This is a genomic window from Clostridioides sp. ES-S-0049-02 (assembly GCF_020658465.1).
In the GTDB taxonomy this organism is placed as follows: Bacteria; Bacillota; Clostridia; order Peptostreptococcales; family Peptostreptococcaceae; genus Clostridioides.
The window spans coordinates 304,785-318,584 of sequence record NZ_JACVWG010000003.1; the positions used below are offsets into that span (position 1 = coordinate 304,785).

Below are 13,800 nucleotides of genomic sequence, written 5' to 3' on the forward strand. Positions count from 1 at the left end.
TTGGCAGAACAAAAATATTATACAATTTTGACTAAAGCAGGTAAAGCATCTATTGCAAATGCTACTGCTCTTGGCAAGAAAGTAGACTTAGTGAAGTTACAACTTGGAGATGGTGGAGGAAATGAATACAATCCAACAGAGGAACAAACATCTCTTAAAAAGGTTGTTTGGGAAGGTGATATAAGTAATGTAAAAATAGACGATGAAAATTCTAATTGGATAGTTATAGAAACTGTAATACCAGGTAGTATTGGTGGATTTATGATAAGGGAAGTTGGTATATTTGATTCAGATAATAAGCTTATAGCTGTATCTAAATATCCAGAGACTTATAAACCAACTGTTGATTCTGGAAGTGTAAAAGATTTAATTATAAGAATTATTTTGGTAGTTTCTAATACATCAAGTGTAAATTTAAAGGTTGACCCAACTGTTATTTTAGCAACTTTGAAAGATATGCAAGAACTAGATAAGAAAATAGATATAACTAAAACATTTTTGAAAAATGATATAGAAGCTGCTAAAACAGAGTTAAATACTAAAATTGATGACAATAAGATAGAGATTAATAACAAAGTAGGGGATACAACTTTACTCAATACGACAGATAAAACAAGTCTTGTAAATGCAGTGAATGAGGTAAAACAAGGTCTTGATAGTATAGAAACAACAGCAGAGAAAACAAGTTATGATAATACAGTAAGCAAACTTAATTCTACTAATGTCCAAGGGGCAATAGATGAGTTATGTGTTAGTGTAAACACTGCTAGAGTGAGTTTAATAAATGATATAAAAGATATGTTACCAATTTAAAGGTTATAACTTTAAATTGGTAACAATGGTTAGTAGAAGCAACAACATATGCTAGTAAAATTAAAAAAATATATAAATATAAAAGAGGTAGCATTTAATGCTACCTCTTTTTATAATTAAACTATAAAATTATTGTCTGTTAACTAAAATAGCTATTTTAGCATCTGGATTATAACTTATTTGAACCATTTGATTTTTCTTAATATGTTCAAGGTCTTCACCACCATAAGCAATTTGTAATTTAACTGGTAGTTTACCTTGTTTTATAATAGCAACATACTCTTTTTTACCTTTTTTCTCTAAACTAATCAAATTGCCAACATAAGGTTTAAAGTTTTGATACTTTTTACTAGAATTTCTTATGTAGAAGAAAGCACCAACAGCAATAACTAAATTTATGCCAAGTGTAACCCAAGAATTGATTTTCAGCATAGCTCCAGCGATTATTATCACGAACATTAAAACGATAGGTAATATAGCTTTCTTAAGAAGTAATTTACCCATTATTTCATTAGCCTTTTTCTCAGGGCCACTCATAGTTTTTGATCTAGCAAATGATTGCGCGAATTTGTCTTTTAAGCCCATTTTATCCTCCTAATTTTAATAAATATTTAGTTATAATAACGAGAGATTACTTGAAACTAAAAATTTACTACATTTATATTATGTTTGACTTTTGTATAAATAATTACATTCAAGTAAAGCAAAATATACTAATTATTTTATCATAAAACTATAAAAAAGAAAATAAATGAAATAAAAATATTAGAGCAAAGAAATGATGTAAAATCGTATCAAAAGCAACATAAAAATTATTTATCTATTTTTTATCTTTATTTTTATCATACTCAGTTTTTTCAAAATCTTTCTCTTTTTCATATTCATGAAGTTTTAATTCAATCATACCTTCTATTTTTGCTCTATCATAATCACTTAGTTTTCTAAAATTTTTTAAAAGTTTTATTTCATTAGAACTGATGCTATTAAATGGATAGTTTGGTGAGGAATCGCAAATTAAATTTGATTCTTGTGATATATTATCTCCATTTAATAGCCAGTCTACAGAAACATTAAATATATCAGCTATGGATTTTAATATCTCATAATTTGGTTTTCTAATATTTCTTTCAAATTTACTCAAATTATCACAGTTTAACATTTCTTCTAATTCATATTGCTTAAGGTTCTTTGTTTTTCTTAAATAAACAATTCTTTCTCCTAAAGTATCCATAAACACTCTCCATTCAATTAATGTCAGAAAGACTTTTTAAAATATAGATAGTTGCAAATTTAAGGTCAAAATGACATAAAAAATATTGACTTAAGGTCAAAATGACTTTATAATTAATTTAATGATACGAAATTACATCCTAATTTTAGCACAAAGTAATCAAAAAATCTTATTTAGTATTAAATAAATTCATGTACTTAATATTTGTACATATTTAAAAAATATACTAAACAGAGGGAGGTGTATAAGTTTAAAAATAAAAATAAATTATTTAGAAAGGGAACTTGATTAAATGGATACTCGAAAAAAATGGATACCTTTTTTGGGAATACAGGTCAAGCAAAGGCTTATTGAATTAAACATGACTCAAAGGGAATTAGCAAAAAAAGTCGGTGTTAATGAAAACTATTTGTCAGCTATTTTAAATGGCAGAAGGACAGGAAAAAAATATAAATCATCAATTTATCAATTGCTTAATATAGAATACTCAGAAGAAGATTAATATTAATAACTAATATATGAAGAAGGGACATATTCTTATGTGTAAATTAGATTCAGATGGAGTAATAGAGTGCTGTAGAGCAATTGATGATTTTATTACAGCTCTCAATGGTGTACGAAGTTTAAACATGGAAAAATTGGATATTTTAACTAAATATTCTACTTCATGCTCAATCCTTCTTAAAGAGGAAAATTACGAAGGATGTACAATTGTATATAAAAAGATGTTGGAAGAATTAAAGACGTAAGTAATATATTAATTAGAGATAGAAAGAATTACATAGTGATATAGAATATTTTTAAAAACATATAAAAAACATATAAACTAAAATATGGATATGTTAATTCAACTACAATAAATGTATTTGTAATTAAATCATAGTTTATTTGAGCAATTTAATATCCATATTTTAGTTGCCAATTTATCACAAAAAAAGAATCTCTACAAATGATGTAAATTCGTATCAAATTATGTATGTTTAAACTGGTTTATCGTTATCCTCAGTAGGAGAATGTTTTTCTAATTCTTTATATTCAGATATCTTAAACTCTAGCATTCCTTCTATTTTTATTTTATCACGTTCATTCAATTGCCTATAGAGGTTTAATACCATCATTTCATCATCAGTTACATGTAGATTATACAAATAATCTTCCTTATTTTCTTTAACACTATTATTGGAGTTTACTTTTTCTTTTCCATATAGAAGCCAGTCAGTGCTAACATCAAAATAATCAGCTATTGACATTAATATATCGCAATTAGGCTTTCTACCTCCAGTTTCAAACTTACCTAAGTTTTCAAATTTTAAAATGTCCATAAGTTTACGCTGGGTAAGTTTTCTGGAGTTTCTCAAATAAGCAATTCTTTTTCCTAAAGTATCCATGAAACACACTCCTTTCTTTTTATAAATAAAGTCCAAATGACATTAAAAATCGAGGTATATTCCTTTTGTTTTATAAAATTACTAAAATAAAGTCTAAATGACATTTTGCTTAAATTAATATACTCATACTATGATTTTAACATATTATAATTGAAAATATATGGTTTATTTTGATTTATAGATATCTTTTAATAGACAAAAGTAGATATTGAAAATAAAGTAGTTTCAATAATATATTTTATAGATTACTTTTAAAGTATATTTGGGTATGAAAATATAATTTTCTAATAATGAAGAATATATAAAAATTATATTAAGGATAGATATTAGAAAGAGAATAGTATTATACTGTAGTTTATATTAGTTAAAGATAAAGAATTTCAAATGTTTAAAATATAATATAGTCTTACAATATAATACTATTGGATTTGTTTATCTAGTTTTGTTTTCTTTATAGAATAACAATACTATGAATGCAAGTAAATTTACACAAAAAACTGTTATATACATCTGTCTAAATCCTAAATTTAGAGTAGATTGTAGTGTATTTTCTATTTTTGTTTTATTGTTTTCTATAGAATTTATATAATCTAGTTTTGACTTATTAAAAGCTTTTGGTATTTCATCTTTTAATTCCTGTGTTTTTGCTAGAACTAATTGAAGCGATTTTTTCTGTTGTTCCATTGTGTCAAGACCTTTTTCCATGTCTTGTTTTTTATTTATGGAATCATTTAATTTTCTCTGAAGTTCTTTCTTTTGAGATTCCATGTTTTTAAGTTTTTTACTTAATTCTTTTCTTTGAGATTTAGTTTTTTGCAATTTGGTATTTAACTCAGCTCTTGCTTTTTTTAGTTGTTGTATTTGAGAATTTAGAGCTTCTTTTTTTTCATTTAAATTTTGTTTATTTTCACTAGAATTGTTATTTTTATTTTCTGTAGAATCATTTTTATTACTGTTTGAGTCAGAATTACTAGTGTTATTTTGATCTTGATTATTTGATGAATTTTCATTATCAGAAGGAGTAGTACCCTGTGGTATTGTAGGTATTTTATTATAAGCAAGTGTCATTTCATTTATAGCTTTATCTTGTTTTTTTATACCTTGTTCCATACCTTTTATGCCTTTATCAGTGCCAGCGATACCTTTTTTTATTCCAGCTATTCCTTGATTAATACCAGTTCTAGCTTTTATCATATTATCAATACCAGTTTGAATTCCTTTGATGCCACTGTTTAGTTTGTTTTCACCTTCTTCAATGCCATTTATTCCACTTTGAGTACCATCTATTCCTTTTTGGACATTTAATTCTATTTTCGTAATTACAGAAGGAACTTTTTCATCAAACATTGTTGTTGATATTTCTTTTGTGATGTTGGTAATATTGGTTGTATCTGCTGATTGAACTTTGTCTAGTAAGTATTTTGGGAGTTTGCCATCTGTCATATCCATGTTAATACTTGATGAATCGTTCATGTTTGGTATAGAAATATTTTTCAAATTCTTAGCCATTTCTGGGTCTGACTTTAAATCATCTATCATAGTTTCAAGTTCTTCAAGTTGAACTATTTTAGGTGTTGATGGTTTACCAACTATATCCATAATATTATCCTGTACAGATAATCCTGCATGTGCTATAAATCCAATCATTATTGCAGGTGAAATTGAAGTTCCAATTGAACGTATCAGAGACAGTGTTGCAAGTGCAGAATTAGATTCTTCTATTTTTGTATTTGAAAGCATCATGTAATTTAAAGGTGTTCCCATAGTAAATCCCATTCCTAATCCCATAAATATAAGACTTACACATACACTAAATACTGTATTGGTTTTTAGTGCAATTAAAATCAGATAAAGAGAGCCTATCATAGATACTGAAAATCCAAGTAACAGTATCTTTTTTGCGCCAAACTTATCAATAAGTTTTCCGCTCAAAGGAGCGGCAATACCTGCAAATAATCCTAATATAGCAACAAAATATCCACCAGAACCAGCATTTATTTTTAATGCATTTTCAGCATATTGTGGAACAAATACCATACCCATCATTCCAATACCAACAATTAAAGACAAAATGAGTACTATTAGTATTCTTGGATTCAAAAAATATTCGAAATTCAAAATAGGGTCTTTAGCTTTATTTTCAACAAATATAAAAATAGGTATAAGTATTATAAATGTCAATAAATAAGGATAAACTGATGTATCTTGTAGAGAATTTTTAAAATTAAAAAAGTCTATATTCATAAGACCATATAACAAAGATACTATTATACATATCAACATTAATGTTCCTAATTTATCAATTTTCTCTGTAGATGTAGACTTATTATTTTTAATACATAGTATTCCTCCAATAATTATAACCAAGCATATTGGAAGGTTAACAAAAAACAACCACTTCCAATTTTGAGTTCCAAATATACTTAGTATTGTACTACCTATACTTGAACCTAAAATATTTGCTATACCATAAGTTGCTCCAACTAAACCTAAAGCCATACCTCTTTTGTTTTCTGGGAAAGTGGTTCCAAATTCTGCTGTAGCAATTGGCATAATTCCGCCTCCACCAATAGCTTGTATAACACGGCCAATTAGTAAAATGTAAAAGTTGGAAAATAATGATGATAATCCACAGATTAATGAGCCACTACCAAATAGAAATATACTAACTAAATATACATATTTTCTTCCTATTTTGTCTGCTAATTTACCAGAAATAGGGATTATAGATGCATATGTTAGTGTATATATAGTAATCATCCAAATTCCTGTTTTTTCATTTACACCTAGGCTATTTTGTATAATTGTTCTTGCTGGTGATACTATTCCAGTATCAATAGCTCCCATAAATATACCTAAAAGATAAAGAGTGAGTACTAAAAATAACTTTGGATTATTATCTTTGCTTTGAACACTAGTATTAGAATTCAAGGTAAACACCACCTTAATGTATTAATTTTTCAATATACGGATTTAAATCTTCAAATTCTATATGAAGATAGGTTGAGTATGAAAAAAACATTTTGATTATGATATTACATACTAATTTATCATTATTAAAGAAATCTTCTTGTTGTAAAGCTTCATATACTTTATTTGAAAGTTGCTCATGAAAATCATTTTTTTGTTTTTTCATTTCGATAAATCTTTTCATTTCAAAAGTATCTAAAAAATCGTCATATTGAATATTATGAACTTTGTTTATAAAATTTCTTATTTCTGTAAAGATAATATTTAGTTTTTCAATGTAATTATTACTATTTTTATTAGAGTATTCAATTCGCCTTATCAATAAATCCCATTCTGATTTTATAATATATTCTATTATTTCTTGTTTTGATTTGAAGTAATTATACACTGTACCTGCGCTTATACCACACCTTTGGGCTATTTTTCTTATGCTAATATTTGAGTAATCTTCTTCCAAAATCATATCTCGAGACACTTTTAGTATATCTTCCTTTACATTTTCTAAAATCTTAGGCATATGACCACCTCTTTCATTAAAATTATTATGAACACTGTTTATTATAAACCTTTAAAATTTATTAATCAATATGCAAGCTATAATGTATAATATTAATATATAGATATGGCGTAAAATAGATGCCTTATTATATAAGTATTTAATCTAATTAGATTTATATTTTTTATATTTAAGCAGTAATATGTACTAAATTTATGTAATATTAGATTTTTCTTTTTAATAAGTTAATAATATTATTATATGATAAGGAGAATAAAATAATGGAAAAGAAATATGTAATGGCACTAGACCAAGGGACAACTAGTTCAAGAGCTATATTATTTAATAAAAAAGGCGAAATAGTAAAAATTGCGCAAAAGGAATTTAAACAGATTTATCCAAAAGCTGGCTGGGTAGAACATGACCCTATGGAAATATGGGGTTCACAAAGTGGGGTAATGAGAGAGGTAATAGAAACAGCAGGTATAAGACCAGAAGAAATTGCTTCAATAGGTATAACTAATCAAAGAGAGACGACCATTGTTTGGAGTAGGTATACTGGGAAACCGATTTATAACGCGATAGTATGGCAATGTAGAAGAACATCAGAAATCTGTGATGTACTCAAAAGTAAAGGATTAGAGGAATCAATAAAGGAAAAAACTGGTCTTTTGATAGATGCATATTTTTCAGCAACAAAGATAAAGTGGATACTAGATAATGTAGAAGGTGCTAGAGAAAAAGCAGAACAAGGCGAATTGTTATTTGGTACTATCGATACATGGTTAATATGGAACTTAACACGTGGGAAAGTACATATAACAGATTATTCAAATGCATCTAGAACAATGATGTACAATATAAATAACTTAGAATGGGATAAAGATATATTACGAGAATTAGATATACCAATAAGTATGTTGCCAGTAGTAAAACCTTCTAGCTATGTCTATGGGCATACAGATGAGCGTATGTTATCAGGGGCTAAAATACCTATTGCTGGATGTGCAGGAGACCAGCAAGCAGCCTTATTTGGTCAACATTGTATTGAAGAAGGTACTGCAAAGAATACTTATGGAACAGGTTGCTTCTTACTTATGAACACGGGTAGCAATATAGTTAAATCTAAACATGGTTTGCTTACAACGATTGCTTGGGGTGTTGATGGAAAAGTAACTTATGCATTAGAAGGAAGTATATTTATTGGTGGAGCATCTATCCAATGGCTTAGAGATGAACTTAAAATGATTGAATCTGCAAGCGACAGTGAATTTTATGCAAATAGAGTAGAAGATACTAATGGTGTGTATGTAGTACCTGCATTTACAGGTCTTGGTGCTCCATATTGGGATATGTATGCTAGAGGTTCAATATTGGGTCTTACAAGAGGTGCAAAAAAAGAGCATATAATTAGAGCGACATTGGAATCAATTGCATACCAAACAAAGGATGTATTAGAAGCAATGCAACATGATTCAAAATTAAAATTAAAGTCATTAAAGGTTGATGGAGGAGCCAGTAATAATAATTTCTTAATGCAATTCCAGTCAGATATACTAAATGTAGATATAGATAGGCCTAAAATAGTAGAAACTACAGCTTTGGGAGCTGCTTATTTAGCAGGATTGTGTGTAGGATTCTATATTGGAAGAAATGAAATTACATCAAAATGGTCAGTCGAAAAAGAGTTTAATCCAAATATGAGTGAAGAGAAGAGACGTCGATTATATAAAGGTTGGAAGAAAGCTGTATCAAGAGCTTTAAGTTGGGAAAAAGAAGATGAGTCAGAAATTTAAAGGTTAGATGTGTTTAAACTTAAAAGTAGGGCTTTGTAAAGCTCTACTTTTTTATTTTTACTTTTTTATTCTTAAATTTATATTTCTGTATAGTTGTAACCAAATAGTATAATCTATTTTTCATTTTCGTATAAAAACATTGGTATAGAATTATAAATATGCTGGTCTCCAACAACCAAAAGAATATCTCCCTCTAAAAATTCAATATATGGACCAGGAGAGATTATAAGTTCCTCACCTCTTTTGATTGCAACAATTGTAGCTCCTGTATTTTGCCAAAACTTAGTTTGTGCAGCTGTTTGGCCAATGTACTTACAATTAGAATTTATTGTGAACTGAACGGGCACTAAGGGGTTTATTATTTCTAGTCTATTAGAATAATCTATAATTTTATTTATAGTATCTAAGATTTCATTTTCTAGATTTGATTTAGTATCTATTAAATTGTAAAGTGTTGATTTATATGATGATATATTTGTAATGTCTCTATATTTTTTTATAAAAGAAGAAGCTTTGTCTGGTGATAGTACAATAACACCTTTACCTTTTATGCTTTTAACAACGCCAATATCTTCTAAAATTTTAACAGCTCTTCTTATAGTTTCTGGTGATACATTGTATTTACCAGCCAAAACAGAGCGTCCAAACAATACTGAATCTTCCTGTATTTCACCTGTATATATTTTATTTGCAATATCCAAAGCTATCTTTTGGTATATCGGCATAGTATAGTTTTTTTCCATTGTTTTTCCTCCAATATAAAATTTATGTTAAAAAATATATAATCTTAATAATACTATTGTATAATTTATAAATTTATATGTCTACATTATGTACAAATATTGTCGTCTTTTTAAAATAATATTTTAACATGCATTTAGTATACATATTTAAATTTTTCCATTCAAAGTATGAAATGAAGTATTTAAGGGAATGTAAAGACATTCTATGGACAAAAATAGATAATTATATAGATGAAATAAACAAATGAATGAAAAAAAACACTTCTGTCTTGCATACAAAGTTATTAAAATTGAAAAATGCTTTAAAAATGAAAGTTAAAAGCTATAATTCATCTATAAATAATTAATTATTAACTAAAAAATGGGAAAAATGTTTTTGAAAAAGAAGTACAAATGAATGTCGATTTAAATTAATTGCAAAAAAATTCCTTAAATGGTAAAATTATATTAATTAAATGTATTAAAATAGTTGAAAAAATAGATTGCATACAAGTAATAAAATATTTCATGCAATATATATAATAAACAAAATTTAAAAATTAAAACTACTTATTCTATCAAAATGTTAGCAAGGGGGGTCATAAATTGTATAAAGTAGATTTAAATAGCGATTTAGGAGAAAGTTTTGGAACATATAAGATTGGTTTAGATGAAGAAGTCTTAAAATATATTTCATCAGCTAATATAGCCTGTGGATTTCATGCAGGAGATCCTAGCCATATGGATAAAACAGTAAAACTCGCTAAAGAAAATGGAGTTAAAATAGGAGCACATCCAGGGTTTTTAGATTTAATAGGATTTGGAAGACGTGAGATGAAAATAACAAAACAAGAAGCTAAAGATTATACAAAGTATCAATTAGGAGCATTAATGGCATTTGCAACTTCAAATGAATGTAATATACAGCATGTAAAGCCACATGGAGCTTTATATAATATGGCTGCAAAAGATAAAAATTTAGCTATGGCGATTTGTGAAGCTATATATGAAGTTAATAAAGATATTACATTGTTAGGGTTATATAATAGTGAAATGATAAATTCAGCTAAAGAGGTTGGACTTAAGTTTGCAAATGAAGTATTTGCAGATAGAGCCTATGATAGCAACGGATTTTTGGTTCCAAGAAATGTAGAGGGAGCCGTTATACATGATACAAAAACTGCAATAGATAGAGTTGTTAAGATGGTAAAAGAAGGAACAGTGGAAACTATAACTGGCGAAATTATACATATTAAAGCGGACTCTATATGTGTGCATGGAGACAATCCAAAAGCAATAGAGTTTGTTAAAGAAATAAGAAAACGTTTTGAATTAGAAAGTATAGAGGTTTGTCCATTAGAAAATATGGAAGTTTGTTCATCAGAGGACACATTGTAAGACTGATAATATGAGGGGGAAATAAAATATGAGTACAAAAAATATTACAGATAACGAAAAAGGTAAAAAAGACGTTGGGGCACTTATAGGGGCCGCATTTATAATGGCAACATCAGCAATTGGGCCAGGATTTTTAACTCAGACAGCACAGTTTACTCAAGATTTTGGGCCAAGTTTTTCATTTGTAGTACTAATTACAACTATCCTTTTTATAGGAGCTCAAGTGAATGTATGGAGAGTAATTGGTGTATCAGGTCTTAGAGGTCAAGATATAGCAAATAAAATAGTACCTGGCTTAGGTTACCTAGTAGCCTTTTTAGTAGGCCTTGGTGGATTAGCTTTTAATATAGGAAATGTTGGTGGAGCTGCACTTGGTATGAATGTAATGTTTAATATGAATATGACATTAGGAACTGTATTAAGTGGATTAATAGCAATATTTGTATTTATGTCAAAAAATTCAAATTCTTTAGTAGATAAGATAACTAAGTTTTTAGCATTAGGTATGATAATTATAGTTGGATATGTAGCAATATCAAATCATCCTCCTGTTGGAGAAGCAGTTTATAGAATGGTAAAACCAGAAAATCCAAAGACACTGATATTTCCAATAATAACTCTACTTGGAGGAAGTGTTGGAGGATATATAACATTTGCTGGAGGGCATAGATTAATAGATGGTGGAATAACAGGTGAAGAAAATATAAAAGAAATAACTAAATCATCTCTTTTAGGGATATTAGTTGCAACTATGATGAGGGTACTTTTATTTTTAGCAATATTAGCAGTGGTTTCAAAAGGGATTCAACTTGACCCAGAAAATCCAGCAGCTTCAGCTTTCAAATTTAGTGCAGGAGCGATAGGATATAAATTTTTTGGGCTTGTATTATGGTCTGCTGCAATTACATCAGTTATAGGAGCTGCTTATACATCAGTTTCTTTCTTAAAGACGCTAAATCCTTTCATAGCAAAAAATGAAAAGTATTTTATAATAGCATTTATAGCTATATCAACACTTATAATGGCATTTATAGGAAAGCCAGCAACTTTATTAATTTTAGCAGGAGCTTTAAATGGTTTAATACTTCCAATAACTTTAGGAATAATGCTTATAGCATCTAAGAGAAAAGATATTGTTGGTGATTATAAACATCCTACATGGCTTTTGATATTTGGATTAATAGTAGTTTTAATATCTGCTTATGCAGGGATAACTTCTCTTAGTAGCCTGAGTACTTTATTTGCTTAATTTAAAAGAGGTGACATTTATGGAAACTAGATACTTGCTATCAGGAGACAAAGCAGTAGTTGCTGAATTTGGAAATGAAATATCGGAAGATATAAATAAAAAAGTAATTTCGTTTATGAGAGCGATAGAAATATCAAATCTCAAAGGTATTGTTACAGAAATGGTGCCAACATATAGGTCACTTATGATAAGCTACAATCCATTGAAAATAGATTTTGATAGTTTAATTGAGAGCTTAAAAAAAATAGAAAATAATTTAGAAAGTATAGAGCTGCCAAAACCTAAAATACATGAAATTCCAGTATGTTACGATAAGGTATTTGGTATAGATATTGAAACTGTCGCAAGTTACAATAATCTGACTGTAGATGAAGTCATAAATATACACACAGGCAGAGAGTATTTAATATATATGTTGGGATTTACTCCTGGATTTCCATATTTAGGTGGAATGGATGAAAGAATAGCTACACCTAGATTAGAAGTACCAAGAACTAAAATTTATGGTGGAAGTGTGGGAATAGCTGGTTCTCAGACAGGTGTATATCCTATAGATAGCCCTGGTGGATGGCAAATAATTGGTAGAACACCTTTAAAACTATATGACGAAAATAGAGAAGAACAAATTTTACTTCGAGCTGGAGATTTTATAAAGTTTGTTCCAATAACTTTAGATGAATTTATAGAAATTGAAAAAAATAATTTAAGTGTTTAAAAATAGTGATAATACAGGGAGTGGTATATATGGGATTTAAAGTAGAATTAGGAGGTTTCCAAACATTAATACAAGACAGAGGTAGAGTTGGATATGGACAATATGGTGTATCTGGGTGTGGAGCAATGGACGAATATGCACATAGAGTGGGAAATATATTAGTTGGAAACTCTGAAGATGAAGCTTCTTTGGAGGTTCTAATGTTAGGTCCTACAATTACCTTTGATGAATATACACAAATAGCAGTAACTGGTGGAGATTTAGGAGCTAGAATAAATGGAAAAGAGATTCAAAATTGGAGGTCATATCAAATAAATCCTGGTGACATATTATCATTTAGAGGTGTAAACTCAGGGGCTAGGGCATATGTATCAATAGCTGGTGGAATAGATGTTCCACTTGCAATGGGAAGTAAATCAACTTATACAAGAGCTAAGATTGGTGGATTTGAAGGTAGAGCACTTAAAAAAGGTGATTATATAAATACTTTTGCTCAAGAAAAAGATTTTACAATAAACAAAAAATTAAATTCAAAATACATTCCAAATTATAGTTCAGAAATAGTACTAAGAATTGTAAAAGGACCTCAATTTGATGCTTTTTCTAAAGAGGAAGTAGAAAAATTTCTATTAAATGAATATAAAGTTACAAATGAAATAGATAGAATGGGTTGTAGATTAGAAGGAGATAGTATAAAGCATATTAATGGAGCAGATATTATATCTGATGGTATTTCTTATGGAGCTATACAAGTACCTGGACACGGGAAACCTATCATAATGTTATCAGATAGACAAACTAGTGGTGGTTATACTAAAATAGGAAATGTTATAAGTGTAGATTTGTGTAAGTTAGCACAATCAAAGCCAAATGATGTAGTAAAGTTTGAGTTTGTAGATATATATGAAGCTCATAGATTATTGAAAGAACAAGAAGATAAGATTCAAGATATATATAAAAGTATGAAAAATATAAGAGTTGTTAAAGCCAAAGTATTAAACGATATAGCGGTTTAATTTAAA

14 protein-coding genes are annotated in these 13,800 nt (G+C 28.3%); 8 read left to right on the forward strand and 6 right to left on the reverse strand.

Translation table 11 applies throughout. The features are described 5' to 3' along the window. Window positions 1-813, forward strand: coding sequence for a phage tail protein (locus IC213_RS10205; protein ID WP_227482269.1), 813 nt, complete (start codon window positions 1-3; stop codon window positions 811-813). A 129-nt stretch (window positions 814-942) separates the two neighbouring features. Here IC213_RS10205 and IC213_RS10210 read toward each other — a convergent pair whose 3' ends face one another. Continuing rightward, on the reverse strand, window positions 943-1,398 hold the full coding sequence (locus IC213_RS10210) for a hypothetical protein (protein ID WP_227434279.1): 456 nt from the start codon (window positions 1,396-1,398) through the stop codon (window positions 943-945). Between the two features lie 235 nt (window positions 1,399-1,633). Continuing rightward, window positions 1,634-2,044, reverse strand: a complete 411-nt coding sequence (locus IC213_RS10215; protein WP_227434280.1) for a helix-turn-helix domain-containing protein — start codon at window positions 2,042-2,044, stop codon at window positions 1,634-1,636. 292 nt (window positions 2,045-2,336) lie between these two features. Here IC213_RS10215 and IC213_RS10220 point away from each other — a divergent pair, with 292 nt between their 5' ends. Both IC213_RS10220 and IC213_RS10225 read left to right on the forward strand, forming a co-directional pair. Further along, on the forward strand, window positions 2,337-2,546 hold the full coding sequence (locus IC213_RS10220) for a helix-turn-helix transcriptional regulator (protein ID WP_227434281.1): 210 nt from the start codon (window positions 2,337-2,339) through the stop codon (window positions 2,544-2,546). Window positions 2,547-2,583: 37 nt separating this feature from the next. Further along, complete coding sequence (locus IC213_RS10225) at window positions 2,584-2,793, forward strand: hypothetical protein (protein WP_227434282.1); 210 nt, start codon at window positions 2,584-2,586, stop codon at window positions 2,791-2,793. 231 nt (window positions 2,794-3,024) lie between these two features. Here IC213_RS10225 and IC213_RS10230 read toward each other — a convergent pair whose 3' ends face one another. The 3 genes from IC213_RS10230 to IC213_RS10240 form a co-directional block, all read right to left on the reverse strand. After that, a complete protein-coding gene (locus IC213_RS10230; RefSeq protein WP_227434283.1) occupies window positions 3,025-3,432 on the reverse strand; it encodes a helix-turn-helix domain-containing protein in 408 nt (135 codons plus the stop codon). Window positions 3,433-3,864: 432 nt separating this feature from the next. Next, window positions 3,865-6,372, reverse strand: coding sequence for an MFS transporter (locus tag IC213_RS10235; RefSeq protein WP_227863085.1), 2,508 nt, complete (start codon window positions 6,370-6,372; stop codon window positions 3,865-3,867). A 4-nt stretch (window positions 6,373-6,376) separates the two neighbouring features. Continuing rightward, a complete protein-coding gene (locus IC213_RS10240; protein ID WP_227434285.1) occupies window positions 6,377-6,919 on the reverse strand; it encodes a TetR/AcrR family transcriptional regulator in 543 nt (180 codons plus the stop codon). 260 nt (window positions 6,920-7,179) lie between these two features. On the opposite strand from IC213_RS10240, the gene glpK reads away from it, so the two are divergent. Next, on the forward strand, window positions 7,180-8,694 hold the full coding sequence (gene glpK, locus IC213_RS10245; RefSeq protein WP_227863052.1) for a glycerol kinase GlpK: 1,515 nt from the start codon (window positions 7,180-7,182) through the stop codon (window positions 8,692-8,694). A gap of 113 nt (window positions 8,695-8,807) precedes the next feature. Here glpK and IC213_RS10250 read toward each other — a convergent pair whose 3' ends face one another. After that, window positions 8,808-9,437, reverse strand: coding sequence for a TrkA C-terminal domain-containing protein (locus IC213_RS10250; RefSeq protein ID WP_227434287.1), 630 nt, complete (start codon window positions 9,435-9,437; stop codon window positions 8,808-8,810). A gap of 585 nt (window positions 9,438-10,022) precedes the next feature. Here IC213_RS10250 and IC213_RS10255 point away from each other — a divergent pair. From IC213_RS10255 to IC213_RS10270, 4 genes are read left to right on the forward strand one after another with little or no spacing between them, the layout of a single operon-like run. After that, window positions 10,023-10,814 (forward strand): LamB/YcsF family protein, encoded by a 792-nt coding sequence (locus tag IC213_RS10255; protein WP_227434288.1) that lies wholly within the window; start codon window positions 10,023-10,025, stop codon window positions 10,812-10,814. Window positions 10,815-10,842: 28 nt separating this feature from the next. Then, window positions 10,843-12,063 carry an NRAMP family divalent metal transporter gene (locus IC213_RS10260; RefSeq protein WP_227434289.1) on the forward strand — a complete coding sequence of 407 codons (1,221 nt, stop codon included), beginning with the start codon at window positions 10,843-10,845 and terminating at the stop codon, window positions 12,061-12,063. A gap of 19 nt (window positions 12,064-12,082) precedes the next feature. Beyond that, window positions 12,083-12,778, forward strand: coding sequence for a 5-oxoprolinase subunit PxpB (gene pxpB, locus IC213_RS10265; RefSeq protein ID WP_227831190.1), 696 nt, complete (start codon window positions 12,083-12,085; stop codon window positions 12,776-12,778). A gap of 29 nt (window positions 12,779-12,807) precedes the next feature. Further along, window positions 12,808-13,794 (forward strand): biotin-dependent carboxyltransferase family protein, encoded by a 987-nt coding sequence (locus IC213_RS10270; protein ID WP_227482271.1) that lies wholly within the window; start codon window positions 12,808-12,810, stop codon window positions 13,792-13,794. Window positions 13,795-13,800: the final 6 nt, after the last annotated feature.

Coding starts and splice junctions, on each gene's coding strand:
- IC213_RS10210 (WP_227434279.1), bottom strand. CDS start 1,398: ATGGGCTTAAAAGACAAATTCGCGCAATCATTTGCTAGATCAAAAACT.
- IC213_RS10215 (WP_227434280.1), bottom strand. CDS start 2,044: ATGGATACTTTAGGAGAAAGAATTGTTTATTTAAGAAAAACAAAGAAC.
- IC213_RS10220 (WP_227434281.1), top strand. CDS start 2,337: ATGGATACTCGAAAAAAATGGATACCTTTTTTGGGAATACAGGTCAAG.
- IC213_RS10225 (WP_227434282.1), top strand. CDS start 2,584: ATGTGTAAATTAGATTCAGATGGAGTAATAGAGTGCTGTAGAGCAATT.
- IC213_RS10230 (WP_227434283.1), bottom strand. CDS start 3,432: ATGGATACTTTAGGAAAAAGAATTGCTTATTTGAGAAACTCCAGAAAA.
- IC213_RS10240 (WP_227434285.1), bottom strand. CDS start 6,919: ATGCCTAAGATTTTAGAAAATGTAAAGGAAGATATACTAAAAGTGTCT.
- glpK (WP_227863052.1), top strand. CDS start 7,180: ATGGAAAAGAAATATGTAATGGCACTAGACCAAGGGACAACTAGTTCA.
- IC213_RS10250 (WP_227434287.1), bottom strand. CDS start 9,437: ATGGAAAAAAACTATACTATGCCGATATACCAAAAGATAGCTTTGGAT.
- IC213_RS10260 (WP_227434289.1), top strand. CDS start 10,843: ATGAGTACAAAAAATATTACAGATAACGAAAAAGGTAAAAAAGACGTT.
- pxpB (WP_227831190.1), top strand. CDS start 12,083: ATGGAAACTAGATACTTGCTATCAGGAGACAAAGCAGTAGTTGCTGAA.
- IC213_RS10270 (WP_227482271.1), top strand. CDS start 12,808: ATGGGATTTAAAGTAGAATTAGGAGGTTTCCAAACATTAATACAAGAC.